Genomic DNA, 25,157 nt, shown 5'->3' with positions numbered 1-25,157 from the left:
TGCCTATTCCTGCATAGAGTTGGAGGCGGGGCCATAGCGAAAGGGACTGATCATGGCACAACCAGTGCAGATCCGTATTGTGGGGGCGGGCATGATGGTGGCGGCTGCGGTCGCGTTGTCCGGGTGCAATGACTTCGTTATCGGTGACCGTCCGCCGAGCACGGCCCCTTCTGAACCAGCCACGAGTGCCTCGGCTCCCGTATCAACCAGTGCCACGCCCCAGGCGCTTCCCATGCTGCCCGAACGTCCCGCACCGGGGGAGGGTTGGGTGGCCTTCACGGACGAGCAGCGTCTGGTGAGCTTCGAGCTACCCGAGGACTGGACTGTTGAGCCGATCGAGGATCCCGGTGACGGGTTCGAGGAGGGTGGGCTCCACTTCGAGGTCTTGAACGCGGATGGGGACGCCAAGGCGGAGCTGCATACGCGCATCACCCCTCGCCGCGACGAGTGTGAGCAGGATGCCGCGAGCCCCTACACCGTCCTTGCCAGCGAACCCGTTGATATCCCGTCAACTGCCGAGGCTGAAGGTTCGATCGAACCACGCTTTGTCCTGCGGCTCATTCAGGGATTCCGTTTCTTCAGTTCGTATGGTGTCACTGACATGGTGGGCGGTGCTGAGAATTCGGCGTGTGTTCTGCTCAACACAGTCCAGGGTCCAGAACACATCGGCCTGTATTCGTTCGGGGATCGCATTGCCCTGGCGGCGCTGGACCCGTCGCAGGTGGGATCCGGAACCGAGTCCTTCCCCACGATCGCGGATGCGCAGAAACGCTTCGACCAGGCGGACTTCGACCAGATCCGGCGGATGATTACCTCGCTCCAGGTTGCGAGCTAAAATTCTGCGCGAAAGTTTCAGCCCGCAGCAGGCAGGCCCTGATAGACAACGCCCGTGATCTCCTCGCTGACGCTCCAGAGGCGTGCTGCGGTTACCTCATCGAGAACGGACGGGGCAGGAGCAACGAGTGCCGGTCTGCCACGTGTCTCCCCTGGACCGTCGGGACCATAGTAATCGCCTCCGTGTACCTGATCCCCCGTGGCGGCAAGGATGGTGGGTTGTGCGCCGGCCTCGTCCGACTGCCCCATAACCCGAAAGAAGCCGCCCAGCAGGTCCAGGACACCCGCGCCCCGCATTCCCGCGGTGAGGTTGGTCGACGACAGCCCGGGATGAGCTGCAACCGACAGGAGCGGCCAGTCTGCTGCCCGTACCCGACGGTCCAGTTCCATGGTGAACAGGAGGTTCGCCAGCTTGCTCTGGTTGTACGCCTTCCACGGGCGGTAACGCGAGTGCGCGTTGAGATCGTCGAAATCGATCCGTCCCCGCTTATGCGCAATGGAGGAAACGGTAACTACACGGGGAGCCTGCGACTGACGGAGAGCATCCACCAGCAGACCGGTCAAAGCGAAGTGTCCGAGGTGGTTGATGCCGAACTGCTGTTCGAACCCGTCCGAGGTGCGCCGGAGCGGCGTCGCCATGACGCCCGCATTGTTGATCAGCAGGTCCAGCGGGCCCGACCAGTCCGCAGCGAAGGAACGCACGGACTCGAGACTCGACAGGTCGAGCAGCCTCAGCTCAAGCATCCCGCCGTCCGAGGCTGCCTCCGCCCGGCGCAGGGCCGCGGTTCCGCGCTCCTCGCTGCGGCACGCCAGGACCACAGAAGCTCCGCGTCGTGCCAGCTCGATCGCTGTTTGCAGTCCTAATCCGCTGTTCGCACCGGTGACGACGGCGGTTCGTCCGTCGAGACGTTGCGGAGGCGAGGTACTGGAAGATGTCACTTGTTCTCCATCGAATGTCGGATCTTGGTGGTCAGCGCGAGGAGCTGGTGCATCTCCGCTTCGTCGAGCACGGGCCCAAGTAGCGCGTGGATACAGCGCACGTGCGCAGCACCGATGTCCCGCTGCAGCTCACGGCCCGTCTCCGTCAGGGCCAACAGAACGCCCCGTTGATCCTCCGGAGCCTGCTTGCGCTGAATCAACCCTTTGGCCTCGAGCCGCTCAACCATGCGGCTGAGACTCGGCTGGCTGATCAGGAGGTGGTTGTTCAATTCGTTCAGGCGGGTCCAGCCGGTGGGACAGCGGCTTAGGTTGAACAGCACGTCGTACTCGCCCAGCGCGAGTTTTTGGAAGGACGGATCCCGCCGCAGTCTGCGCATCACCGCTACCTGGGCCCGGAAGAGCGATTCCCAGGCGTCGGCGGTCAGTCGCAGCGGTGCTGGTCCGGGTTCAGGCATCAGCGGTCACCGAGGCCTTACGGTTCTCGAAGGTGGGCGCCGCTGGGATCGAGGCAGGCGTCCGCTCAGCGAACTCCTTCCGCAGGGTCGGCAGCACCTCGGCGCCGAACAGGTCCAACTGCTCCAGCACGGTCTTCAGCGGAAGTCCGGCATGATCCACCAGGAAGAGCTGTCGCTGGTAGTCGCCGAAGAATTCCCGGAACGTAAGGGTCTTGTCGATGAGCTCCTGCGGGCTGCCCACGGTCAACGGAGTTTGCGACGTGAAGTCCTCAAGCGATGGGCCGTGACCGTATACGGGTGCATTGTCGAAGTACGGCCGGAAATCGTTCACGGCGTCCTGGGAGTTCGGTCGGATGAAGAACTGGCCGCCGAGCCCAACGATGGCCTGCTCGGACGTGCCATGGCCGTAGTGGGCATAACGCTCACGGTACAACGAGATGAGCTGCTGGTAGTGCTCCTTCGGCCAGAAGATGTTGTTCGCGAAGAAGCCGTCGCCGTAGTAGGCGGCAATCTCCGCAACCTGCGGTGTCCGGATGGACCCGTGCCACACAAACGGTGCCACTCCGTCCAGAGGGCGGGGGGTGGAGGTGAAGTTGTGCAGGGGAGTGCGGTGCTTGCCCTCCCACGTCACCACGTCCTCGTCCCAGAGCCTGCGCAGCAGATTGTAGTTCTCGACCGTGAGGTCAACGCTGTCCTGGGGATTCTTGCCAAACCAGGGATAAACCGGAGCGGTGTTTCCGCGGCCAAGAATCAGGTCTACGCGCCCGTCCGCAAGATGCTGCAGCATGGCGTAGTCCTCGGCGATCTTCACCGGATCATTGGTGGTGATCAGCGTGGTTGACGTCGAAAGGATGATCCGGGAGGTCTGTGCGGCAATGTAGCCCAGCATGGTGGTGGGTGAACTCGGCACGAACGGTCGGTTGTGGTGCTCACCGGTCGCGAAGACATCCAATCCCACGTCCTCGGCATGCTTGGCGATGGTCATCATCGCCTTGATGCGCTCGTGTTCGGTGGGAGTTGTGCCGGTGGTGGGATCCGCAGTCACGTCGCCGACGCTGAAGATACCGATCTGCATGGGATTTCCTCCTGATAGAAGTACATGCATTTGCATCTACTGTACTCCGTAACCGCTCCCTTTCCGCATTTGTTCCCGGCGTCTACGGGTCCGTCCGAGGGACGGCAGGGACACCTTTGTCAGCACCACGCCCAGCACCACCAGGGCACCGCCCACGGGTTGATTCCAGCTAAACGTCTCGCCCAGCACAAGCACGCCGGCAAGTACCCCGACAAGCGGGGTGAGGTACGTGACCGAAGCGGCGCTCGTTGCACCCCATCCCGCGACTATCTGCGTGTTCCAGATGTACGCGAGCCCTGTGCTCAGCGCCCCGAGCGCCAGGACCGACAGCACCACCGGCGCACTCAGCGACACCGGCTGCAGCGCCGTGAAGGGAGTCAGGACCAGCACGACGACGGCGCCGAGACCCACCTGCCCGAATGCCACCGATGCGGCCGGTAGCCCGAGCGGACTGATGAACCGGCGGATCCAGACGAAACCGATTCCGTAACAGGCAGTCGCGCCCAGGCACATGAGTTGCTCGGCGAGCCCTTCGCCGTCGTCGTTCATTGAAGCCGGTAGCCCGACGACCACCAGCACCCCGAGGAAACCCAGCGCCAGCCCCGCACCTGCCCTGGGCGTCAGCCGCTCACCGGGCAGCGCAAGGATGGCCACCAGCGCGGTCAGCAGCGGGGTCGTTGCGTTATAGATGCTCGCCAGGCCTGACGAAATGGTGGTCTCGGCCGCCGCGAACAGCGTGAACGGGATGACGCAGAGGAACAGTCCAACGATGAGCAGGTGGCCCCAGACGCGCAAGCCCCGTGGCAAGGCGATGCGTCCGGCGCACACCACCAGGCCCAGCGTGAGCGCACCCACGAGTAACCGTCCCAGAACCACCTGGCCCGGGGACAGTCCCTCCAACGCGACCTTGATGAACAGGAAACTGCAACCCCACGCGAGGGCGAGAAACACGAAGCGCAGCACGAGGCCGGCGTTCGTTGGGGGAGTCATACCCCGACTCTAACCCTGCAGTGACAGCTCCTGCTCGCGGGAATCGGACATGGGATTTCGGGCTTCGCGTCGGCCTTCGACCAGCCGGTAGAGCACCGGCACGAGCACCAGCGTCAGCAGCGTGGAGGACACCAGCCCACCGACAACGACGACGGCGAGCGGCTGCGATATGAACCCGCCCTCACCGGTCAACCCCAGCGCCATCGGAGTGAGCGCGAAAACGGTTGCGAGCGCCGTCATCAGGATGGGACGGAGGCGTTGCCGGGCACCGCGGATGATGGCGTCGTTCACGCTCAGGCCCGGTGCACCGTTGTGCGGCCGCCGGTACTGGTTGATCAGGTCGATCAGCACAATGGCATTGGTCACGACAATTCCCACCAGCATCAGCATGCCGATCAGCGAAGGCAATCCGAGGGGGATGCCCGTGATCACCAACAGGGCGATGGCACCGGTGGCAGCAAATGGAACTGAGACAAGCAGGATCAGCGGCTGGACCAGGCTCTTGAACGTTGCCACCATGATCACGTAGACAATCGCGACGGCGGCCCACAGTGCGAGGAACAGTTGCCCGAATGATTCAGCCTGCTGCTCGGCGGCTCCGCCCAGCGTCGCGTTTGCTCCGGCAGGAAGGTCCGCGCCGTCCAGCCGTTCCGTGACGGCCGAGGTCAGTGCGCCGAGGTTGTCCCCGGAAGGCGTGACCGAAATCCGTGCCGTCCGCTCACCGTTGGAACTGGTGATGGTCAGCGGAACCTGCACCTCCTCGACAGTTGCCACCTCGGTAAGCGGGATGGGTCCGGCGGGGGACGGAAGCGACAGGTTGCGCAACTGGTCGAGGCTCGTGATCTCCGTACCCTCGCCGATCAGGATGGGATAGTCCGTGGCATCCAAGCGCACGGTTCCGCCCGGGATGGCGCTGATGCTGCCGCCAAGCAGTGCGCCGATCTGCCCTTCGCTCAGTCCGGCCTGTACCGCTGCAGCCCGGTCTACGCTGATCTGGATCTGCGGCTGGGCGGATGCCAGGTTGCTAGTGACATCGCGTGCGCCCGGAACGTTCTCCATGGCGGCGACGACGGCGTCGCTGGCCTCCGCAAGGATGTCCGGTTCGGGTGCCGTGATGTTGATATCCACCGTGCTTGAGGTGCCGAAGCCGCCTTGCTGGCTTGATAGCGAGATATCTCCGGCGTCCTGGAGGTCGGCAAGTGCTTCGCGGACCTCATTCTGCAGGAGCGTCTGGTCCGCGTCTTCCTCCGTTGTGACGGTGAACTGCGCCGTGGACGCTCCCGCAGAGAAACGTGCGCCAAGCGAACCGGACGCGTTACCCACCGTCACCTGGACATCGCGGATCTCCTCGAAGTCCGCGAGGACCTCCTCCACGCGTCCGGCTTCGGTGATGGTGTTATCCGCGCTGGAGCCAGGCTCCTGCCGCTGTGTAATGCTGAAGCTGTTCTGGCCGGTGTTGCCGAGCAGGTTGGTCTGCATGTTCGGCACCAGCGCCACCGTCCCGGCCAGGACCAGCACGCCCGCAACAACGGTCCACACCGGATGGCGCTGAGTTGCCCGGAGCACGGGCAGGTAACCGCGCTGCAGCCAGGACCGCTGCTCCTTCCCTTCGGCGAGCTGCCGCTGCTCCAACGGGTCGGTCCTGCCGCTCGCGCGCGGTAGGAACCAGTACGCCAGCACCGGAACAATGGTCAGCGACACGGCCAGCGAAGCCAGGAGCGCGATGGTAACGGTCAGCGCGAATGGCCGGAAAAGCTCGCCGGCGAGGTCACCGACAAACGCGATGGGCGCGAACACCGCAACAGTGGTGAGCGTCGATGCGGTGATCGCACCGGCAACCTCACGAATGGCCGTGAGGATCGCCGTACGCTTCTCCTCGCCGTAGCTCAGGTGCCGTTTGATGTTCTCGATCACCACGATCGAATCGTCCACCACCCGGCCGATCGCAATAGTGAGCGCACCGAGGGTCAGGATGTTCAGGGAGTACCCGGTTGCCGCCAGCCCGATGAAGGTCACCAGTAGTGACAGCGGAATCGACAGAGCAGTGACCAGGGTGGAGCGCGCTGAAAGCAGGAAAACCAGGATTACGACGACGGCGAACCCCAGTCCCAGCAGACCCTCAGTGGTGAGGTCCGCAATGGAGCGCTCAATGAACGGCGCCTGGTCGAAGATGACGGTGATGTTCGCGGCGTCGCCCAACTCGGCTTCCAGTTCAGGGATCAACGCGGTCACTGTGTTGGAGAGGGCCACGGTGTCTGCCGAGGGAACCTTGGTCACCGTCAGGGCAAGGGTTTCAACTCCGTTGGTCCGGGTGACGGAGGTGGCGGCGTCGTCGTCGATGGATACTCCCGCGACCTCGCCAATGGTCACCGGATCCGTCGCGCCGACGGCGGAGGACCCAACAGCCCCAAGGATCGGGAGGCTGCGGATGTCATCGAGGGACTCGACAGGGCTGCCGGCCTGGATAGTGAGCGACCGCTCGCCCTCCTCAAGGGTGCCGACGGGGAAGAGTTCGCCGTTGTTTTCCAGTGCGTCGACGATGTCGCCGATCACCAGCCCCTGGGTAGCCAGCTCCTGCTCACGCGGAAGGATTGAGATGTGCTGCTCGGCGCCGCCGGTGACTTCGGCGCTGCGGACACCCTCCACTTTCTGCAGACGTGGGACTGTGAGCCGTGCCAGTTCTCCGCCCAGTTCGCTCAACGGCTGATCGGAGGACACCGCCATGAACACGATCGGGAGGTCATTGACGCTTCCCGCCAATGATTGTGGTTCCACGCCTTCGGGCAGGACCGGGCGGACAGTTGAGATAGCGCGGTCCACCTGGCCGCGGGCACGGTCGAGGTCCGTGCCGTAGGCGAACATCAGGCTGACCGTTGAGACGCCGTTTCGTGAGGTTGCCGAAGAGGATTCGAGTCCTTCGACGCCGCTCAGCGCGCTCTCAAGCGGTTCGCTGACCTGCTTGTCGAGGTATTCCGGGCCGGCGCCCGGGAGGGAGGACACCACGGTAATCTGCGGAAACTCCAGGGACGGAATCAGTTCCTGCTTCAGCGACCCCATGGTGATCACCCCGAACACCGCAGCAAAGACGGTGATCAGGGCGATCAGGGCACGGTTGCCGAGCGAGAGCTGCGCCAAACGGAACATCGGTTCTGCCTTCTGCGGGCAACGAGCCAGTCACTACCGTTGGCTCCGCGATTAGTTGAGGCCGAGCACCCGGTCCGTCATCGACAGGATGTCCTCGGCGAGCGACTCATTCTCGTTCAGCTTTACACCGTAACCGGGGATCATTTCCTTCAGCTTCGGTTCCCAGGCGGCAAGCTGTCCCGGGAAGCAGCGGCGAATCAGCTCGATCATGATCGGAGCCGCCGTCGAAGCTCCAGGAGAAGCCCCGAGCAGGGCGCCCACAGTGCCGTCCGCGGAGGTGATGACCTCTGTTCCGAACTGCAGGACGCCGCCCTTGCCAGGCGCCTTCTTAATGACCTGTACACGCTGGCCCGCAGTGATCAGTTCCCAGCGGTTGCCATCGGCGGAGGGGAGGAACTCGTTGAGGTACTCATTCTTTGCCTCACGCTTCTTCAGGACCTCTGAGATGAGGTACTTGGTGAGCGGAATGTTGTCCTTGCCAACCGCCAGCATGGGCAGCAGGTTCGAGGGCCGGATGGACGTGGGGAGATCGAGCAGGGATCCACGCTTGAGGAACTTGGTGGAGAACCCGGCATAAGGGCCGAACAATAGGGACCGCTCACCGTTGACGTAGCGCGTATCGAGGTGCGGAACGGACATGGGAGGCGCGCCGACAGAAGCCTGTCCGTAAACCTTGGCGTTGTGTTGGTTCACCGTGACCGGGTTGGTGCACCGCAGGAACTGACCCGACACAGGGAAACCGGCGAAGCCGCGCCCTTCGGGGATACCGCTCTTCTGCAGGAGGTGCAGGGCGCCGCCGCCCGCGCCGATGAAGACGAAACGCGTGTTGACGGTGTGCTGCTGACCGGTTGCGCGGTTACGGACCGTGACATCCCAGCGGTTCTGCGAGGTCTTTGAAAGATCGGTGACGTCGTGGCCGTACCGGAGGTCGACGTCGTTCTCCGCCAGGTAGCTGGTCAACCCGCGGGTGAGGGCACCGAAGTCCACGTCGGTTCCGCCTGCAACGCGCGAGGCCGCGACCGGCTGGGACGGTTCCCGGTCCTTCATGATCAGGGGGGTCCACTCGGCAATGCTGCCGTGGTCCGTGGCGAACTCGATCGTCTTGAAAAGGGGCTGTGAGCGGAGGGCTTCATACCGGCGGCGGAGGTACTCCACGTTGGACTCGCCCCACACGAAACTCATGTGCGGAACCGCGTTGATGAAGCTGCCGGGATCGGCCAGATGGCCGTTCGAGACCATGTGAGACCAGAACTGGCGGGAAATCTGGAACTGTTCGTTGATAGAGACGGCCTTCGCCGGATCAACTGAACCGTCCTTGCCGGCGGGGGAGTAGTTGAGCTCGCACAGTGCGGCGTGCCCGGTACCGGCGTTGTTCCAGGGGTCGGAACTTTCCAGCCCTGCGCGGTCAAGCCGTTCGAAGAGCGTGATGCTCCAGTCCGGCTGCAATTGTTTGAGGAATGAGCCCAGCGTGGCGCTCATGATACCGCCGCCAATAAGAACGACGTCAGTGTGGTTCGCGGGCTTACCCGCCTGGCTGTCAGCAGTCAAGATGAGTCTCCAATAGCAAGGGCGCTAGCCCTAGAAGCGTAGCCTCTGCCGGAGGCGTTCCCTAAATTGGGGAGCTGCTGCTGGAGCGTGATTCTGGTCCCACTCAGACGTCGTCGTCCGGTGTTGGCAGTTCGACATCGGCGAGGTCGATGTTGTTGAACACTTCGTGCATCACGGGGCTCACCGGGTAGCTCAGGACCCGTGGCGAAACAACGGCCGCCGAAACCGGGAAGGCAAGCGGGAGGGCCGGTATGTCGTCGGCGATGCTCTGGCTGATGTCCTGATAGGCCGCGGTGCGTTCCTCACCGTTAGGCAGGGTGACCGCCCGGGCAATCTTGCTGAAAAGCTGGTTGTCGCGGTAGGCGAACTCTTCGCTGTAACTTCCAAAGAGCGCTCCGACGAAATTGTCCGGATCCTGGTAGCTGCCGCTCCAGCCGAGCAGATGGAACGCACGGTTATCCGTGTTCTGGACGGTCTCTACGTACCCTTCAGACCATTCGGTGGGCATCGGCTGGAGGTTGAAACCGGCCTCGGTGAGTTGGCGGCTCAGTTCCGCGTAGACCTTTTCAGGAGAGGAGAGGTACGGCCGGGAGACATTCCGCGGATAATGGAACGGCAATGGTTCACCGGTGTACCCGGATTCGCCGAGCAGCTCCCGGGCAAGTTCCGGGTCGTATTCGTAGGTGGCAACGTCCTCGACGGGAAGGCCGAGCTTGGGCGGGATGAACTGGTTCGCCGGGCTCGTTCCCTCGAGGAAGAGGTTCTCGATCAGCGCGTTCTTGTCCACTGCGTGCGCCACCGCCTGGCGGAAAAGAATGTCGTCCACTCCAGGGAAGTCCTGGTTCATGCCGAGATACAGCACCGAGTAGGGATCTCGTTGCAGGATCTGCTGACCTTCACGGGCAAGTTCCGCCGCGTTGTCCACGGTGACGAGGTCATAGCCGTCAATCTCGCCGCTGATGAGCGCGCGCAACCGGGCGTCGGTGTGCGGGATGGTACGGAACGTAACGATCTGGATCTCCCCTGGATTGCCCCAATAATCCTCGAACGCACTGAGCGTTACCTCGTCCCCCGACCAGCTCTCAAACCGGAAGGGACCGGTCCCCACCGGGCTGAGGGCAAACTCGGAGAGCCGCCTGCCGTCCCGTTCGACTGTGAGTTCGTTGGCGCCCTTCTCCTCCAGCGCCTTCGGTGAGGCCATGCCGAACGCCGGGAGCGCCAGGGCCGGGATGAAGGTGGTGTGCCGGCCAGTGAGGCTGATCAGGACTTCATACTCACCAAGCGGCTGGCAGGATTCGTAGACCGAATCTTCGGGCTCGTCCGAGAACGCCTTGAACACCGACTGGAAGGAGATGGTGGCGTCGAGCTCCCGCGTCCCGGCCGGCATGGTGTGCCAACGTTCGAAGTTGGCGCACACGGCTTCGGCGTTGAAGGGTTCGCCGTCATGGAAGACGACGTCGTTGCGGAGCTCGAAAGCGTAGGCGCGACCGTCATCGCGTTCTTCCCAGGAGGTCGCAAGCAGCGGAGCGGGTTCGGACGTCAGCGGATCAATGCCCACCAGGCCCTCAAGGATCTGGCGGGTGATGCGGTACGACTCCGTGTCGGCAACAAGCGCCGGATCGAGGCCGGTGGGATTCGCGGCGGTGCCGAACGTGAACGTTGCCTGAGTGGGATCCCCGTCAACCTCGGGCGCCTCACTGGAGGCGGGCGCCGTCGTCGTCGTTGGTGTTGGTGTTGGCGTGGCAGAGGTGCAGGCCGTTAACCCAAGTACTCCTGCTGCCGCGATCAGGCGCACAAAAGACGCCCGGAGCGCACGACGGCGGGGGGTTGGGCTCGTTGGCATGGTCTCCTCGGGCGCGCGTGAGCTGGGCAGGATTTTGACGGAGTATTCAGTGTAGGACAGAAGGCTGGACGCAGGCTGGTTATGTTTCGCCCTCTGCGCGCCGTGCGAAGTCGTCGCGGACATGGGAAAGGCGGGTACCTGCACTTTCGTACAGGTACCCGCCGTTTTCCCTGATTCAGATTAGAGGAGTCGAATCAGGAGCTTTGTTACTGATTACCCGTTGCTGATTACTCGCTCGGAGGCATCAGGATTGAATCGATCAGGTAAACCGTTGCGTTGGCGGTCTGGACGCCACCGCAGATCACTGCGGCGCTGTCAGCGCCGACGGTGATGGAGTCACCTTCGCCCTCGACGGTCAGTTCAGCACCGTTGAGGGTCGTGTGGGTGCCTGCAACCTCGTCAGGAGCCAGCTGGCCCTCAACGACGTGGTAGGTCAGGATGCCCGAGAGAAGGTCGGCGTCGGTGCTCAGGCTTTCGACAGTTGCTTCGTCGAGGGCCTCGAACGCCTCGTCAACCGGAGCGAAAACGGTCAGCGCTTCTGCCGTGTTCAGGGTGTCAACGAGGTCGACCTCAGGGTTCAATTCGGCCGATACAGCCGCGGTGAGCTGAGTCAGCAGCGGGTTGTTCGACGCTGCCGTAGCTACGGGATCCTGGGCCATGCCGGCGACCGAGCCAGCTCCATCAGGAACATCAGCGGCGTAGCCTTCGCAGCCGGGTCCAACCAGGTTGGCTGCGGGGTCCATGCCCTCGTCAGTCATTTCCTCGGTAGGCTCGTCAGTCATCGCCTCGGTGGTTTCCGTGGTGGTGGACTCAGTGGTCTCGGTATCTGTTGCTGCCTCATCGCCGCCGCCACATGCTGCCAGCCCAAACATGGCTACAGCTGCGACACCGAGTACGGATAGGTTCCTGCGCTTGAACAGTTCCATTTCCATTTCTCCTTTTGCTAGGACCCCCACGCAAACGCGATGGTCAGTTGCTTTGGTTGAACATCGTGTCGATGTCTCAGGGGTAATTCGCGTGTGTTCGGAAAGTGGATGGGTACTGTCCTGAGAAAAGTCCTCGTGTGCCCCGTGATCTGAATCACGTCAGTATTTGGGTGCCTGATAACGCAAGAGAGGCCCGCATGATTACGGGCCTCTCTGTATGTGCGCAAGGGGGGACTCGAACCCCCACGTCCGAAGACACTGGAACCTAAATCCAGCGCGTCTACCAATTTCGCCACTCGCGCAGGTGGTGCGTCAGTGCCTCAAATGGGCCCGACGCATCATCCATTGTACGCAGCTTCGGCTCAGCTTTCAGTCCAGGTTCTTCAGGCGAACGCAGTCCGGTTCGTCAGTCCAGCGCGAGGTCCCGACGAAGTTTCGCAACGTGCCCTGTCGCCTTGACGTTGTACTGGGCGAGAGTAACCTTCCCATCCGCATCCACAACGACTGTGGAGCGGATGAGCCCCTCATAGGTCTTGCCGTAGTTCTTCTTCTCGCCCCACGCGCCCCATGCCTCAGCAACCGCATGGTCCGGATCAGATAGCAGCGGAAAGGTCAGCGCTTCCTTCTCGCTGAACGAGCGGAGCTTGTTCTCGGAGTCGGGAGAGATGCCAACTACCTTGTAGCCGGCGGAGGTGAGCGAGGCCAGGCTATCGCGGAAATCGCAGGCTTGCGTGGTGCAGCCCGGCGTCGCGGCAGCCGGGTAAAAGTAGACGACGACATTCTCTCCCGCGAAATCGCCGAGCGATACGTTGGTGCCTTCGTCCGAGTTAAGCGTAAAGTCGGGGGCACGATCCCCGATTTTGAGTCGTTCTGACATGTGAGCCTTCCTTTGGGTCTCATTTGTGCATCGACAGCGCAACTGTCAGGAGCAACAGCTGCAAGCCGTAGCTATCATATGGGGATGGGTTCAAGTGCCCTACGCGATGCTGCACGAGGTGGCAGGGGGCGGAAGGAAGTTGTTAGCTTATGCCGGATCTCGAGCAATGGCCTACAGGTCGACTGCTGACGACGGCCGCTCGGTTGGTGGAGCACGCATGGAACGAACGCCTGGTGAACATCGGCATCACCCATGCTGGGGTGATTGCGCTCGGTGTCCTTGAGAGCCAGGGCGGGATGACCCAGGCGAACCTCGCGCAGATTGTGCGGGTGCAGGCCCAGACCATGGGTAAAACGCTCTCCCGGCTTGAGACGCGCGGCCACGTATCGAGGACGCGCAATGACCTGGACCGTCGCAGCCACCTGGTGTCCATCACCGCCGAAGGCAGCCGCGTCCTGGGCGAGGCCCAGGACGTTGAGCGGACGCTCATAACCGGTGGCGGACTCGTCTCGGATGAATTGCGGAGCCACCTGCAGGCGGTGATTCGGGATCTCGGCGCGCCGCGCTGGAACTGGACCGCCGAGGTGCCGGGGACCACTGCGCCGCAAGCTGGTCTGCCGACGTCGTCCCTCGTCGAGGAGGGCACTCTTCCGTGACCTGACGGAGAGCAATCTATACATCAGCCCGTTCGTACATTCCCAGTACGGACGGGCCATGTGTTTTCGAAGGTCAGAACCCGAAGGTGAGCAGAAGGACTTGCAGGACGTTAAACGAAGAAGGCCTGACCCGGCGTTAGCAGCGGATCAGACCTTCTTGTTCTTCAGTGCACCCCCCGGGACTCGAACCCGGAACCCATTGATTAAGAGTCAATTGCTCTGCCAGTTGAGCTAGAGGTGCCTGCGAAATCCGGCCCTACCGGCGTTCCGCAACAGCACTAAACTCTACCAGCACTCCACGGGAAACTCGAAATCCGCAACCGTGATGTGAGCTACTGCATTTCCACCCGCACAATACGCGAACCGCCGCCCTCATTGGTGGCAATCAGCAGTTCTCCGTCAGGCCCGATGGTTGTGTCCCTCAACCTCCCGAACTGGTCCTCAAAGTGGCTGACCGGCTCACCAGCAACCCCGGAGAAGAGCGGCACCTGCCACAGCCGCTCGCCTCGAAGTCCGCCGATGTAGGCGACGTCGTCAACGATCGCGATGCCACTCGGAGAGGACGTGGCAGGCGATGGCCACACCACCTGCGCGTCGACATATTCCTCACGCCCAGGAGCGCCGGTCACCTCGGGCCAGCCGTAGTTGCTTCCGCTGGTAATAAGGTTCAGTTCGTCGTCTTGGTCGGGGCCGAACTCGCTCGCCCACAGCCTGTCCTCGGAATCCCAGGCGAGCCCCTGTACATTGCGGTGTCCCAGCGTATAGACGGCGTTGCCGAAGGGGTTGTCCGGCGCTGGTTCCCCGTCAGCGGTGATACGCAGGATCTTGCCGCCAAGGCTTGCAGGATCCTGCGCACTCGCGGCATCCGTTGCGTCTCCCGTTCCTGCGTAGAGGAATCCGTCAGGCCCGAACTTGATCCTGCCGCCGTTGTGGACGTTGGCTCTCGGAATCCCTGTCAGGATGATTTCCGGTTCACCCAGCCCGTCACTGGTGTACGGAACACTCACGATCCGGTTGTCGGACGGACTCGTGTAATACAGGTACAGCCGCGGGTCAATCTCGAAGTCCGGGCTGATCGCCACCCCCAGCAGCCCACCCTCTCCTCCTGCCTCGATCGCATCCCCAATGACGCCGAGAACTGTGACCTGGCCATCCGCTATCCGTTTGACCTCTGCGGTCTCCCGTTCGGTGACGATCAGGGAATCATCGGGTAGAACGGCCATGGACCAGGGAACGCCGAGTCCCGTCACAACGTCGCCCGCCACCGTAAGGGTCGGAACCGTCGGGCTGGGCGAGGGTGTTGCCGGTTCGCTGGCCGCAGTTGACGGCGGGGAGTCCGGGGCGGTGGTTTGCGACGCAGGGGCAGAGCCCCTGAACTCCGGAGCAGGTTCAATGCCTGCATCACAGCCGGACATCGCGAATACCAGCGCCGCTGCTGCCAGGCCCGTACCCAGGTGTCCGGTTCGGGACGGAGAACGACGACGACGCCGCACGGGTTCAGCTCCTCCGGTCCGGGTTCACTGGCGGGCGGGGAGACCCGGTCGCCGTTGTCTCGCGGCGGGACGACGGTGGAACAACCCGTTCCCCATCGCTCAGCTCCCAGGCCATGAAGCGCTCTTCCGCGAGGGAAGCGGGTTGACGGAGTGGCGCGTGATCCTGCGTCTGAATCTCCCCATCCCGCGCCGCTACTGCAGGAGGCACGGCTTCCGGAGACCGGTTGGTTCCATCGGTCTGCTTAGGATCGCCGGCTTGTGCGGTCTTGTTAGCTTGTTCGGTTCCGCTGCGCTGCGCGGCATTCTCTGATCGCGATGGGTCCGTCGATCCGGCCTTCTTGCCGCGGTACCAGAGCACTGCGACCACAGCTCCGACGATCACGAGGCCCCAGATCAGCGAGTCCATTCCAGCCCCTTATCAGCACCGCGCTCCATACCGCGTTCCTCCGCGCCGCGCCGCGTGGTTCTTGGGCTGCGGAACGTGCATTCCTGCACTCGACGTTACGACCTCCTCCGGGGGCTGTCCAGAGCCGTCCATGCGCGTAACGCTCGCCGGGGACGGTGAAACGAACGTCAGGCCGACGCGTACCGGGAGATACGCTGAACGCATGGCCACACCCTCGATTCGTACCGTGACAGTGCCCGATGATGAGCTGCTCGAGGCGTTGCAACCGGCGCCGGACGGCATCAGGTTAGTGCGTTGGGATTTCAGGAGTTCGCCCGCAGGTGCCGAGCTGGCCGAGATCGACGCAGTGGTGCTGCCGTACATGTCGAAGGAAGACCTCAGCGGGCAGTTGCGCACAGTTCCTAACCTGGCGCTCGTCCAGACCCAGACCACCGGTTACGAACGCGTGCCGGAGATGGCGGGGGAGGGGGTCGCCGTCGCAAGCGCTGCAGGCGCCCACGCCGCCGCGACAGCGGAGATGGCTGTGGGACTGGCGATCACCTCGCTTCGGGGCATCGACGTTGCCGTGAAGAACCAGCTCGTTGGAATGTGGAAGCCCGGACGGTTCCCTGGGCTGGCAGACCGCAAGGTGCTGCTGCTCGGCGTAGGGGGTATCGGCGAGGAAATCGCCAAGCGGCTGGACGCCTTCGAAGTGGAGTTGACCCGCGTTGGAAGTTCCGCCCGCACCGATGGTCGCGGCCAGGTCCACGGCAGCGAGGAATTGATTGACCTCGCGGAAAGCCACGATGTCCTCATCGTCATCACGCCGCTCAGCGATTCAACACGCGGGCTCGTCGGCAAGGAGCTTCTTGCAGCCCTCCCGGATGGGGCGCTGGTCATCAACGTTGCACGGGGCGCGGTGGTCGACTCCGAGGCCCTGACTGCCGAGGTGGTCAGTGGACGGCTGTACGCCGCGCTCGACGTCTTCGATCCGGAACCGATTCCCGAGGGGCATCCGCTGTGGAGCGCAGAGAACGCCATCATCACCCCGCATAACGGCGGAAACACTGGAGCTTTCTGGCCCCGGGTTGTCCGGCTGCTGCGCAGGCAACTTGAGGCTCTTGCGGCCGGTGATGAGCCGGCCAACCTCGTGGTCCGGGGTGCCTGGGAGCATCAACCGATCAGCTGACCGGGGCTCAGGCCATAGCGATGAAGGCCTGCATGAAAAGCTCGAAGTCGATGTGGTCCTCCGCCTGGTCGAGCAGGAAGTCCCGTTCCGGTGTGGGCGAAAACCGCACTTCCGGTCGCACACCGAAGCGGAACGTTCTGCCGGTATTCGTCCCCACCTCGTAATCGCCGCCGGTCAGCTGAACCGCGTGCGAGAGGTTGGTCATGTTCAGTTCCACGGGCACGCCGCCTGAGGTCAGCGTGTGGCCATTGACGGGTGCCACCATGATCTCTGCCGGTTGCCACCGGTACCCGATGACGAAGTATTTTGGCTTCGCAACCCGGGCGCCGCTGGCGTCCCTGCCTTCGTGGCGGTCATTTACGGCGAAGATCAGGTTGTAGTCGCCGTAGTTCAGGATTTGTGAATCGAAGATTTCCCGCAGGGCGTGCTTGAGCTCATCGCTCCCTGACTCGTCGGTGGTCGCGTCCGGCAGTTGGGGGGTCATGTGTTTGGCCTGGGTAGGAAAGTTGCCCGCGGAAGAGGGCAGGTCAGGCTGCGAAAAAAACTGGAGACCGCAGCGGAGTCCGCGCCGACCACCCTACCGGAAAGTGGGAACGAGGTTTTGGTGGAAGGCGGCGAACCAAGCGTCGAAGGAGGTCGTGAATTGAGAGGTGAAGCACATTGCCTGAACCTGTAACAGGCCGGTCATACGGACGGGCGCCGCAGCAGGTGGGGCCTAGACTTTGAAGCATGAGCGTGGAAAGCGAAGCCAAAGTCACACCTGATATCAAACCGAGAAGCCGTGCGGTCACCGACGGAATTGAGCGTGCTCCCGCTCGAGGCATGCTTCGTGCCGTCGGGATGGGCGACGACGATTTCGTCAAGCCGCAGATCGGTGTTGCCAGTTCCTGGAACGAAATCACCCCCTGCAACCTCTCACTGAACCGCCTCGCGCAGGGCGCCAAGGAAGGTGTGCACGCCGGCGGAGGTTTCCCTATGCAATTCGGAACCATCTCGGTTTCCGACGGCATTTCAATGGGACATGAGGGCATGCACTTCTCGCTGGTCTCACGCGAGGTCATCGCGGACTCGGTGGAGACCGTCATGGAAGCTGAACGCATTGACGGCTCCGTTCTGTTGGCGGGCTGCGACAAATCCCTACCCGGCATGCTCATGGCCGCCGCGCGGCTGAACCTCGCCAGTGTCTTCCTGTACGCGGGCTCGATCATGCCGGGCTGGGTGAAGCTGGAAGACGGCACCGAAAAGGAGGTGACGCTGATCGACGCCTTCGAGGCAGTCGGCGCGTGCGCCGCCGGGAAGATGTCCACAGAGGACCTCACCCGCATCGAGAAGGCAATCTGCCCCGGCGAGGGTGCCTGCGGCGGCATGTACACCGCCAACACCATGGCGTGCATCGGTGAAGCGCTCGGCATGTCGCTTCCCGGATCAGCAGCACCGCCGTCGGCTGACCGTCGCCGGGATGAATTCGCGCGCAAATCCGGCGAAGCCGTGGTCAACTTGCTGCGCCTCGGGATCACCGCCCGAGACATCATGACCAAGAAAGCCTTCGAGAACGCCATCGCCGTGACCATGGCCTTCGGAGGATCCACCAACGCCGTACTTCACCTCCTCGCGATCGCGCGGGAGGCGGAGGTGGATCTCACGCTTGATGACTTCAACCGCATCGGCGACCGCATTCCGCACCTGGGTGACCTCAAGCCGTTCGGACGCTATGTCATGACCGACGTCGACAAGGTGGGCGGCGTTCCGGTCATCATGCGTGCACTGCTTGACGCCGGACTCCTCCACGGCGACGTCCTCACGGTCACCGGCAAGACGCTCGCAGAGAATCTCGCCTCGATCAACCCGCCGGACCTCGACGGAAAGATCCTGCGCGCACTGAATAACCCCATCCACAAGACCGGCGGTATCACCATCCTGCACGGCACCCTGGCCCCCGAGGGTGCCGTGGTGAAGAGCGCAGGCTTCGATGCCGACGTCTTCGAGGGCACTGCCCGCGTCTTTGAGCGCGAGCAGGGAGCGCTGAAGGCGCTTGCCGCAGGCGAGGTAAAGGCCGGCGACGTCGTCGTTATCCGGTATGAGGGACCCAAGGGCGGCCCCGGCATGCGGGAGATGCTCGCCATCACCGGCGCTATCAAGGGTGCCGGGCTGGGCAAGGATGTGCTGCTGCTCACGGACGGGCGGTTCTCGGGCGGCACCACCGGCCTGTGCATCGGTCACGTTGCTCCCGAAGCCGTTGACGGCGGGCCGATCGCCTTCGTGCAGGACGGCGACCGCATCCGCGCCGACATTGGGAACAAGTCCTTCGACCTGCTGGTGGATCCCGAGGAGCTGGAGCGCCGCAAGGTTGGCTGGCAGCCGCTGCCGGCCACCTACACCAAGGGCGTGCTGGCGAAGTACGCCAAGCTGGTTCACTCGGCTTCCGAGGGCGCGTACTGCGGCTGATAACCGGTACGACGACGACGGCTGGTTGGGCGGGCAAGCAGCCGTCGTCGTCGGGCTCGCGAGTTCACCGCAGGATCCGCCGCGGCCATATCAGTTAGTGTCCACTAACTGGAAGGGGTGTCCATATAGTGAGACAGAACCTACCGTGGTTGACACCCTTCGCGGGGGAGTGAAAACTACAGGTATGCAGCTCGTATCCGTAGTCCTAGTTACCAAGCGCGTGGCCTAAAGCCCCGACTGGTTACACTACGTCACGCGCAAACCCCTCGCAGAGCCCACCAGGCTGAGGGGTTTTTTTGTTCCCATCGAACGGAAAAGCGCAGAACATTAACGCAGCCTTCAAGGCCGCGCTGGATACAAAAGGAAGTTCAACGATGTCCAAGGGATCGCCCATCAGCCCAGCGCTGATGGCAGCCAAACAGCCCGCTCCGGCGGCACCGGCCCCGCAGCAGGGCAGGGAAACAGGCACTGCGGCCGCGCAAGCCAATCCTGTCCTGGGCCCCAACCGCGTGGTGCAGCCCCAACAGATGACCGGCTCTGAGGCGATCGTCCGCTCCCTTGAGGAACTAGGCGTCGATGACATCTTCGGCCTCCCCGGTGGTGCGATCCTCCCCACCTATGATCCGCTGATGGCCTCCACCACTCTCCGCCACATTCTGGTGCGCCACGAGCAGGGTGCCGGGCACGCGGCACAGGGCTACGCGATGGTGACCGGCCGGCCGGGCGTCTGTATCGTGACCTCCGGACCGGGCGCCACCAACCTCGTGACGGCCATTGCCGACGCGCACATGGATTCCGTGCCGATGGTCGCCATCACCGGACAGGTCTCGAGCGCCGTGATCGGTTCGGACGCCTTCCAGGAGGCGGACATCGTGGGCATCACGATGCCGATCACCAAGCATTCCTACCTCGTCACCAAGGCCGCTGACATTTCGCGGGTACTCGCCGAAGCCTTCCATATCGCCTCCACCGGACGCCCCGGGCCGGTTCTGGTGGACATCGCCAAGGATGCCCAGCAGGGGGCCATGACCTTCTCCTGGCCACCGAAAATCGATCTCCCGGGTTACCGAACAGTGGTACGGGGTCACTCCAAGCAGGTGCGTGAAGCCGCGCGCCTGATCCTGGCGGCTGAGCGGCCGGTCTTCTATGTAGGCGGCGGTGTCGTCAAGGCACACGCTTCGGCGGAACTGCTGGAACTGGCGGAACTGGTCGGGGCACCGGTTGTGACCACGCTAATGGCACGCGGCGTATTCCCGGACTCACACCCACAGCACGTCGGCATGCCCGGCATGCACGGAAGCGTCTCCGCCGTGACGGCGCTTCAGCAGTCCGACCTCCTGATCACGCTCGGCGCCCGCTTCGATGACCGGGTGACCGGGGTCCTCTCCAGCTTCGCTCCGGGTGCCAAGGTCATCCACGCGGATATCGATCCCGCCGAAATCTCGAAGAACCGCACCGCCGACGTACCAATCGTCGGCTCGGTGAAGGAGATCATTCCCGAGTTCACCGCAGCACTGCGCGAGCAATTCGGCAGCGCCGGTGCTCCGGACTACAGCGCCTGGTGGTCCGTCCTGGACCGCTTGCGCGAGAACTACCCGATTGGCTTCACGCAGCCTGACGACGGCCTTTCGGCACCCCAGAACGTCATTCAGCGCATCGGTGAGCTGACCGGTCCGGAGGGCGTTTACGCGGCCGGCGTTGGTCAGCACCAGATGTGGGCGGCGCAGTTCATCAAGTACGAGCGTCCGCACGCCTGGCTGAACTCCGGCGGACTCGGCACCATGGGCTATGCGGTACCCGCCGCGATGGGCGCGAAGGTCGGCAACCCGGACCGCGTGGTCTGGGCGATCGACGGCGACGGCTGCTTCCAGATGACCAACCAGGAACTCGCGACCTGCGTCATCAACAACATCCCTATCAAGGTCGCCGTGATCAACAACTCCTCGCTCGGCATGGTGCGCCAGTGGCAGACCCTCTTCTACGAGGGCCGGTACTCGAACACGGACCTGAACACCGGACACAACACCGTCCGGGTTCCGGACTTCGTCAAGCTCGCGGACGCGTACGGCTGCGCCGGCCTGCGCTGTGAGCGGGACGAGGACATCGATTCCACCATTCAGCAGGCCCTCGAGATCAACGACCGCCCCGTCGTCGTCGACTTCGTGGTGAGCCGCGATTCGATGGTGTGGCCGATGGTGCCCTCGGGGGTCAGCAACGACCTCATCCAGATCGCCCGAAACATGACCCCGGAATGGGAGCAGGAGGACTAACCATGGCCCGTCATACCCTTTCCGTACTCGTCGAGGACGTTCCGGGCGTCCTGACCCGCGTTGCCAGCCTCTTTGCACGGCGCGCCTTTAACATCAACTCGCTGGCAGTCGGCCCCACCGAAGTTCCCGGGATGTCCCGGATCACCGTGGTGGTCGAGGCCGAGGGTGACTTGCTGGAGCAGGTCACCAAGCAACTGAACAAGCTCATCAACGTCATCAAGATTGTTGAGCTGGTTCCCGAATCTTCCGTGCAGCGCGACCACATCCTGGTCAAGGTGCGTGCGGATGCCGCAACACGGCTGCAGGTAACCCAGGCAGCAGATCTGTTCCGGGCAACAGTAGTGGACGTGTCCACCGACTCACTCATCATCGAAGCCACCGGCACCGCCGAAAAGCTCTCCGCGCTCCTGTCAGTGCTCGAGCCGTTCGGCATCCGCGAGATAGTCCAGTCCGGAACGCTGGCGATCAGCCGCGGCGCCAAGTCCATGAGCGACAGGGCGCTTAGAAGCGCATAACCAGTAGTGCATAACCGGTAGCGCATAGCCAGTAGCGCCCGTACATTTCAAATCAGTACCCGAACGCTTCGCTGGGTTTTGTACGAAGCAGAAATCACATCACAGGAGAGATACAAGTGACCGAGTTGTTTTACGACGACGATGCAGACCTTTCGATCATCCAGGGCCGCACCGTGGCTGTTATCGGGTACGGCAGCCAGGGCCACGCCCACGCATTGAGCCTGCGCGATTCCGGCGTTGACGTGCGCGTCGGCCTCAAGGAAGGCTCCAAGTCCCGCGCCAAGGCAGAGGCTGAGGGCCTGCGGGTTCTCGGCGTCGCCGAAGCCGTTGCCGAAGCGGACCTCATCATGGTCCTGACCCCCGACCAGGTGCAGCGCCACGTGTACGCGGAGGACATAGCGCCGAACCTGCAGGGCGGCGACGCACTGTTCTTCGGCCACGGCTTCAACATCCGCTACGGCTACATCCAGCCGCCTGCTGACGTCGATGTCGCACTGGTTGCGCCCAAGGGCCCGGGCCACATTGTGCGCCGCGAGTTCGAGGCCGGTCGCGGCGTTCCGGACCTCATTGCGGTTGAGCAGAACCCATCCGGCAAGGCCCGGGAACTTGCGCTGTCCTATGCGAAGGCCATCGGCGGCACCCGTGCCGGCGTTATCGAGACCACCTTCACCGAGGAGACCGAGACGGATCTCTTCGGCGAGCAGGCTGTGCTGTGCGGCGGCGCTTCGCAGCTCATTCAGTACGGTTTCGAAACCCTCACCGAGGCCGGCTACAAGCCGGAGGTCGCCTACTTCGAGGTACTGCACGAGCTCAAGCTCATCGTGGACCTCATGGTGGAGGGCGGCATCGCCAAGCAGCGCTGGAGCGTCTCCGACACCGCAGAGTACGGCGACTACGTCTCCGGTCCCCGGGTCATCGACCCGAGCGTCAAGGAGAACATGAAGGAGGTCCTCGCGGATATCCAGAGCGGTGCATTCGCCAAGCGGTTTATCGACGATCAGGACGCCGGTGGTCCGGAGTTCGCGAAGCTGCGCAAGCAGGGCGAAGACCACCCGATCGAGGCGACGGGGCGCGAGCTGCGCAAGCTCTTCTCGTGGATCAAGACCAATGATGACTACACCGAGGGCTCAGTAGCCCGCTAGTCATCGATCGGGTCAGCCGGGTGGATGGAAGTTCGTCCACCCGGCTTTCCTGTTGTGTCATCGGTCTCAACGGCGCCGATAGGCGGGTAACAAAGTGAGTGTTCCCTGCCGCCAAATTAGACTTGACGCAAGCTCAAGGCCCTTATCTCCTGTCCCTGCCACAGCACCGAGAAGGATCACCCGTGGAAAAACCAGTAGTTCTCCTTGCCGAAGAACTCTCGCCTGCAACAGTGGACGCACTCGGTCCCGATTTCGAGATCCGCCAGACTGACGGCGCTGACCGCTCCAAGCTGCTGGACGCGATCGGTGACGTCGATGCGATCCTCGTGCGGTCGGCCACCCAGGTGGACGCTGAAGCCATTGCGGCCGCGAAGAAGCTGAAGGTTATCGCGCGCGCCGGGGTTGGCCTGGACAACGTCGACATCAAGGCGGCAACCCGCGCCGGCGTCATGGTGGTCAACGCGCCGACGTCGAACATCATCTCCGCTGCCGAACTCACCGTTGGGCACATCCTCAGCCTGGCCCGGCACATTCCGCAGGCAAGCGGTGCGCTGAAGGGCGGGGAGTGGAAACGCTCCAAGTACTCCGGCATCGAGCTGTATGAGAAGAAGATCGGCATCATCGGCCTCGGCCGCATCGGCGCTTTGGTCGCCGAACGCCTGCAGGGATTCGGCACCGAGATCCTCGCCTATGATCCCTATGTCACTTCCGCGCGCGCTGCCCAGTTGGGCGTTCAACTGGTGTCCCTCGATGACCTGCTGGCGGAGTGCGACTTCATCACCATCCACATGCCCAAGACACCGGAAACCGTGGGTATGCTGGGGGCCGCCGCCTTCCAGAAGATGAAGGCCAGCGCCTACGTAGTCAACGTCGCCCGCGGCGGGCTGGTGGATGAGGATGCCCTGTATACGGCGTTGAAGGAGGGCCAGATTGCCGGAGCAGGCGTGGATGTGTTCGTGACCGAGCCGAGCACAGATCTGCCCTTCTTCGAGCTGGACAACGTGGTGGTCACTCCCCACCTCGGCGCATCCACCGACGAAGCCCAGGAGAAGGCCGGCATCTCGGTCGCCAAGTCGGTGCGTCTGGCGCTCGCTGGTGAGCTGGTGCCGGACGCCGTGAACGTCGCCGGCGGCGTCATTGCACCCGACGTGCGCCCCGGCATCCCGCTAATCGAAAAGCTGGGCCGGATCTTCACCGCCCTCACACATGACTCCCTCACCCAGATCGAAGTCGAGGTAGCCGGAGAAATCGCGTCGCTGGACGTGAAGGCGCTGGAGCTGGCCGCACTGAAGGGTGTCTTCACCGACGTCGTCAGCGAGCAGGTTTCCTACGTGAATGCTCCGGTGCTCGCGGAACAGCGCGGCATCAACACCCGGCTGGTGACCACTGAGCAGTCGGAGGAGTACCGCAACGTGCTGACCATCCGCGGCGCGCTCTCGGACGGTTCGCAGATCTCCGTTGCCGGAACACTGACCGGTCCCAAGCAGATCCAGAAGCTGGTGGGGGTCAACGGGTACGATCTCGAGATTCCCATCAGCGAGCACCTGCTCGTCATCCTTTACCAGGACCGTCCGGGCGTGATCGGAACCCTCGGCCAGGTGCTGGGGGAGCGTGGCATCAACATCGCCGGGATGCAGGTGGCCCGGAACAAGGAGGGCGGCCAGGCCCTTTCGCTGCTCGCCGTGGACAGCTCGGTGCCGCAGGACGTGCTGGAAAACCTCAAGGACGCCATCGGCGCAACGGTTGCACGTGAGGTTGACCTGCAGGACTAGTCGTTTCACCTGTAACTGCTGCCCGCCGAGTCTCCGGACCCGGCGGGCAGCAGTGTTTCCGGGAACCGAATCCAACACGTTGGGCCATCACGCCAAAAAGTTACGGCAGCGGCCAGATGACCGTCGCCTCGATGCTCTCCAGCGGCAGGGCGCCGTACTCCCGTGAGTCAATCGAGGTATCGCGGTTATCTCCCAGGACAAAGACGTGACCCGCCGGGACCGTGACCGGGCCGAAGTACGTTCCGTCGATCCGGGAATGGTCCACAAACGGCTCCCGCACCTCGACGCCGTCCACGTAGAGCAGTGCGTCCTTGATCGCAACGCTCTGCCCGCCCGTGGCCACCACGCGCTTGAGCATGGTCCCGGATTCGGTGGGGTTCGCGAAGGACACCAGTGAACCTTGCGTCACCTCACCGTGCCGGTAGAGCAGCACGACGCTGCCCTCAGCGACGGTCGGTTCCATGCTCGACGATGACACCAGCAGTGGCTCCACCACCCACAGCCTCACCGCAAGCAGCACCAACGCCGCAATGACAAGAACCGGTACGGTCCGCGAACGCCGTGTTGCGCTTGGACGGGTCTGCAGGTGACTACCCATGAAATGTGCTCCCGAGTGTGGCTGGATGCTTCCGATCATCCGCCTGCCTGCTTGGGGAAAC

General features: G+C 63.3%; 21 protein-coding genes and 2 tRNA genes. 8 read left to right on the top strand and 15 right to left on the bottom strand.

Annotated features, from left to right (window positions below; all coding sequences use genetic code 11):
• Positions 1–52 precede the first annotated feature (52 nt).
• Positions 53–835, top strand: a complete 783-nt coding sequence (locus tag BJ994_RS09245; RefSeq protein ID WP_167993546.1) for an MATE family efflux transporter — start codon at positions 53–55, stop codon at positions 833–835.
• Between the two features lie 17 nt (positions 836–852).
• Here BJ994_RS09245 and BJ994_RS09240 read toward each other — a convergent pair whose 3' ends face one another.
• The 10 genes from BJ994_RS09240 to bcp all read right to left on the bottom strand — a co-directional run bounded on the left by BJ994_RS09240 (position 853) and on the right by bcp (position 12,631).
• Positions 853–1,773: an oxidoreductase gene (locus BJ994_RS09240; protein WP_167993545.1), complete on the bottom strand. Its 921-nt coding sequence runs from the start codon at positions 1,771–1,773 to the stop codon at positions 853–855.
• On the bottom strand, positions 1,770–2,228 hold the full coding sequence (locus tag BJ994_RS09235) for a MarR family winged helix-turn-helix transcriptional regulator (RefSeq protein ID WP_167993544.1): 459 nt from the start codon (positions 2,226–2,228) through the stop codon (positions 1,770–1,772). The genes BJ994_RS09240 and BJ994_RS09235 overlap by 4 nt, the downstream gene beginning before the upstream one ends.
• Complete coding sequence (locus BJ994_RS09230; protein WP_167993543.1) at positions 2,221–3,303, bottom strand: LLM class flavin-dependent oxidoreductase; 1,083 nt, start codon at positions 3,301–3,303, stop codon at positions 2,221–2,223. The genes BJ994_RS09235 and BJ994_RS09230 overlap by 8 nt, the downstream gene beginning before the upstream one ends.
• Positions 3,304–3,339: 36 nt before the next feature.
• Positions 3,340–4,293, bottom strand: coding sequence for a DMT family transporter (locus tag BJ994_RS09225; RefSeq protein ID WP_167993542.1), 954 nt, complete (start codon positions 4,291–4,293; stop codon positions 3,340–3,342).
• A 9-nt stretch (positions 4,294–4,302) separates the two neighbouring features.
• Positions 4,303–7,437, bottom strand: coding sequence for an efflux RND transporter permease subunit (locus BJ994_RS09220; RefSeq protein ID WP_167993541.1), 3,135 nt, complete (start codon positions 7,435–7,437; stop codon positions 4,303–4,305).
• Positions 7,438–7,488: 51 nt separating this feature from the next.
• Positions 7,489–8,985 (bottom strand): malate:quinone oxidoreductase, encoded by a 1,497-nt coding sequence (locus tag BJ994_RS09215; protein ID WP_167993540.1) that lies wholly within the window; start codon positions 8,983–8,985, stop codon positions 7,489–7,491.
• Between the two features lie 103 nt (positions 8,986–9,088).
• Complete coding sequence (locus BJ994_RS09210) at positions 9,089–10,828, bottom strand: ABC transporter substrate-binding protein (RefSeq protein WP_167993538.1); 1,740 nt, start codon at positions 10,826–10,828, stop codon at positions 9,089–9,091.
• Positions 10,829–11,055: 227 nt separating this feature from the next.
• Positions 11,056–11,754, bottom strand: coding sequence for a fasciclin domain-containing protein (locus BJ994_RS09205; protein WP_167993536.1), 699 nt, complete (start codon positions 11,752–11,754; stop codon positions 11,056–11,058).
• Positions 11,755–11,974: 220 nt separating this feature from the next.
• Positions 11,975–12,056: transfer RNA gene (locus BJ994_RS09200), tRNA-Leu, on the bottom strand.
• A gap of 104 nt (positions 12,057–12,160) precedes the next feature.
• Positions 12,161–12,631, bottom strand: coding sequence for a thioredoxin-dependent thiol peroxidase (gene bcp, locus BJ994_RS09195; RefSeq protein WP_167993534.1), 471 nt, complete (start codon positions 12,629–12,631; stop codon positions 12,161–12,163).
• A gap of 149 nt (positions 12,632–12,780) precedes the next feature.
• On the opposite strand from bcp, the gene BJ994_RS09190 reads away from it, so the two are divergent.
• Positions 12,781–13,287, top strand: a complete 507-nt coding sequence (locus tag BJ994_RS09190) for a MarR family winged helix-turn-helix transcriptional regulator (protein ID WP_167993532.1) — start codon at positions 12,781–12,783, stop codon at positions 13,285–13,287.
• Positions 13,288–13,455: 168 nt separating this feature from the next.
• Here BJ994_RS09190 and BJ994_RS09185 read toward each other — a convergent pair.
• The 3 genes from BJ994_RS09185 to BJ994_RS09175 form a co-directional block, all read right to left on the bottom strand.
• A tRNA-Lys gene (locus BJ994_RS09185) sits at positions 13,456–13,528 on the bottom strand.
• Positions 13,529–13,619: 91 nt separating this feature from the next.
• Positions 13,620–14,780 carry a PQQ-dependent sugar dehydrogenase gene (locus tag BJ994_RS09180; RefSeq protein WP_342450334.1) on the bottom strand — a complete coding sequence of 387 codons (1,161 nt, stop codon included), beginning with the start codon at positions 14,778–14,780 and terminating at the stop codon, positions 13,620–13,622.
• A gap of 4 nt (positions 14,781–14,784) precedes the next feature.
• The gene (locus tag BJ994_RS09175; RefSeq protein ID WP_167993530.1) at positions 14,785–15,186 is read right to left on the bottom strand and encodes a hypothetical protein; all 402 of its coding nucleotides are present in this window, start codon (positions 15,184–15,186) and stop codon (positions 14,785–14,787) included.
• Positions 15,187–15,388: 202 nt separating this feature from the next.
• Here BJ994_RS09175 and BJ994_RS09170 point away from each other — a divergent pair, with 202 nt between their 5' ends.
• Entirely contained in the window at positions 15,389–16,354 is a 966-nt protein-coding gene (locus BJ994_RS09170; RefSeq protein WP_167993528.1) for a 2-hydroxyacid dehydrogenase, read from the top strand.
• A 7-nt stretch (positions 16,355–16,361) separates the two neighbouring features.
• Here BJ994_RS09170 and BJ994_RS09165 read toward each other — a convergent pair whose 3' ends face one another.
• The gene (locus tag BJ994_RS09165) at positions 16,362–16,838 is read right to left on the bottom strand and encodes a hypothetical protein (protein WP_167993526.1); all 477 of its coding nucleotides are present in this window, start codon (positions 16,836–16,838) and stop codon (positions 16,362–16,364) included.
• A gap of 245 nt (positions 16,839–17,083) precedes the next feature.
• On the opposite strand from BJ994_RS09165, the gene ilvD reads away from it, so the two are divergent.
• The 5 genes from ilvD to serA all read left to right on the top strand — a co-directional run bounded on the left by ilvD (position 17,084) and on the right by serA (position 24,498).
• Complete coding sequence (ilvD, locus tag BJ994_RS09160; RefSeq protein WP_167993524.1) at positions 17,084–18,799, top strand: dihydroxy-acid dehydratase; 1,716 nt, start codon at positions 17,084–17,086, stop codon at positions 18,797–18,799.
• 374 nt (positions 18,800–19,173) lie between these two features.
• The gene (locus BJ994_RS09155; RefSeq protein WP_167993522.1) at positions 19,174–21,069 is read left to right on the top strand and encodes an acetolactate synthase large subunit; all 1,896 of its coding nucleotides are present in this window, start codon (positions 19,174–19,176) and stop codon (positions 21,067–21,069) included.
• A 2-nt stretch (positions 21,070–21,071) separates the two neighbouring features.
• Positions 21,072–21,584 carry an acetolactate synthase small subunit gene (gene ilvN, locus BJ994_RS09150; protein ID WP_167993520.1) on the top strand — a complete coding sequence of 171 codons (513 nt, stop codon included), beginning with the start codon at positions 21,072–21,074 and terminating at the stop codon, positions 21,582–21,584.
• 116 nt (positions 21,585–21,700) lie between these two features.
• Positions 21,701–22,726, top strand: coding sequence for a ketol-acid reductoisomerase (gene ilvC / locus BJ994_RS09145; protein WP_167993518.1), 1,026 nt, complete (start codon positions 21,701–21,703; stop codon positions 22,724–22,726).
• 182 nt (positions 22,727–22,908) lie between these two features.
• The gene (gene serA / locus BJ994_RS09140) at positions 22,909–24,498 is read left to right on the top strand and encodes a phosphoglycerate dehydrogenase (protein WP_167993516.1); all 1,590 of its coding nucleotides are present in this window, start codon (positions 22,909–22,911) and stop codon (positions 24,496–24,498) included.
• Positions 24,499–24,598: 100 nt separating this feature from the next.
• Here the strand turns inward: serA and lepB are convergent, their stop codons facing one another.
• Positions 24,599–25,096: a signal peptidase I gene (gene lepB / locus BJ994_RS09135; protein ID WP_167993514.1), complete on the bottom strand. Its 498-nt coding sequence runs from the start codon at positions 25,094–25,096 to the stop codon at positions 24,599–24,601.
• Between the last annotated feature and the right edge of the window lie 61 nt (positions 25,097–25,157).

The organism is Arthrobacter pigmenti (assembly GCF_011927905.1).
Taxonomy (GTDB): Bacteria; Actinomycetota; Actinomycetes; order Actinomycetales; family Micrococcaceae; genus Arthrobacter_D; species Arthrobacter_D pigmenti.
This window is presented reverse-complemented; position numbering and strand designations above follow the sequence as displayed.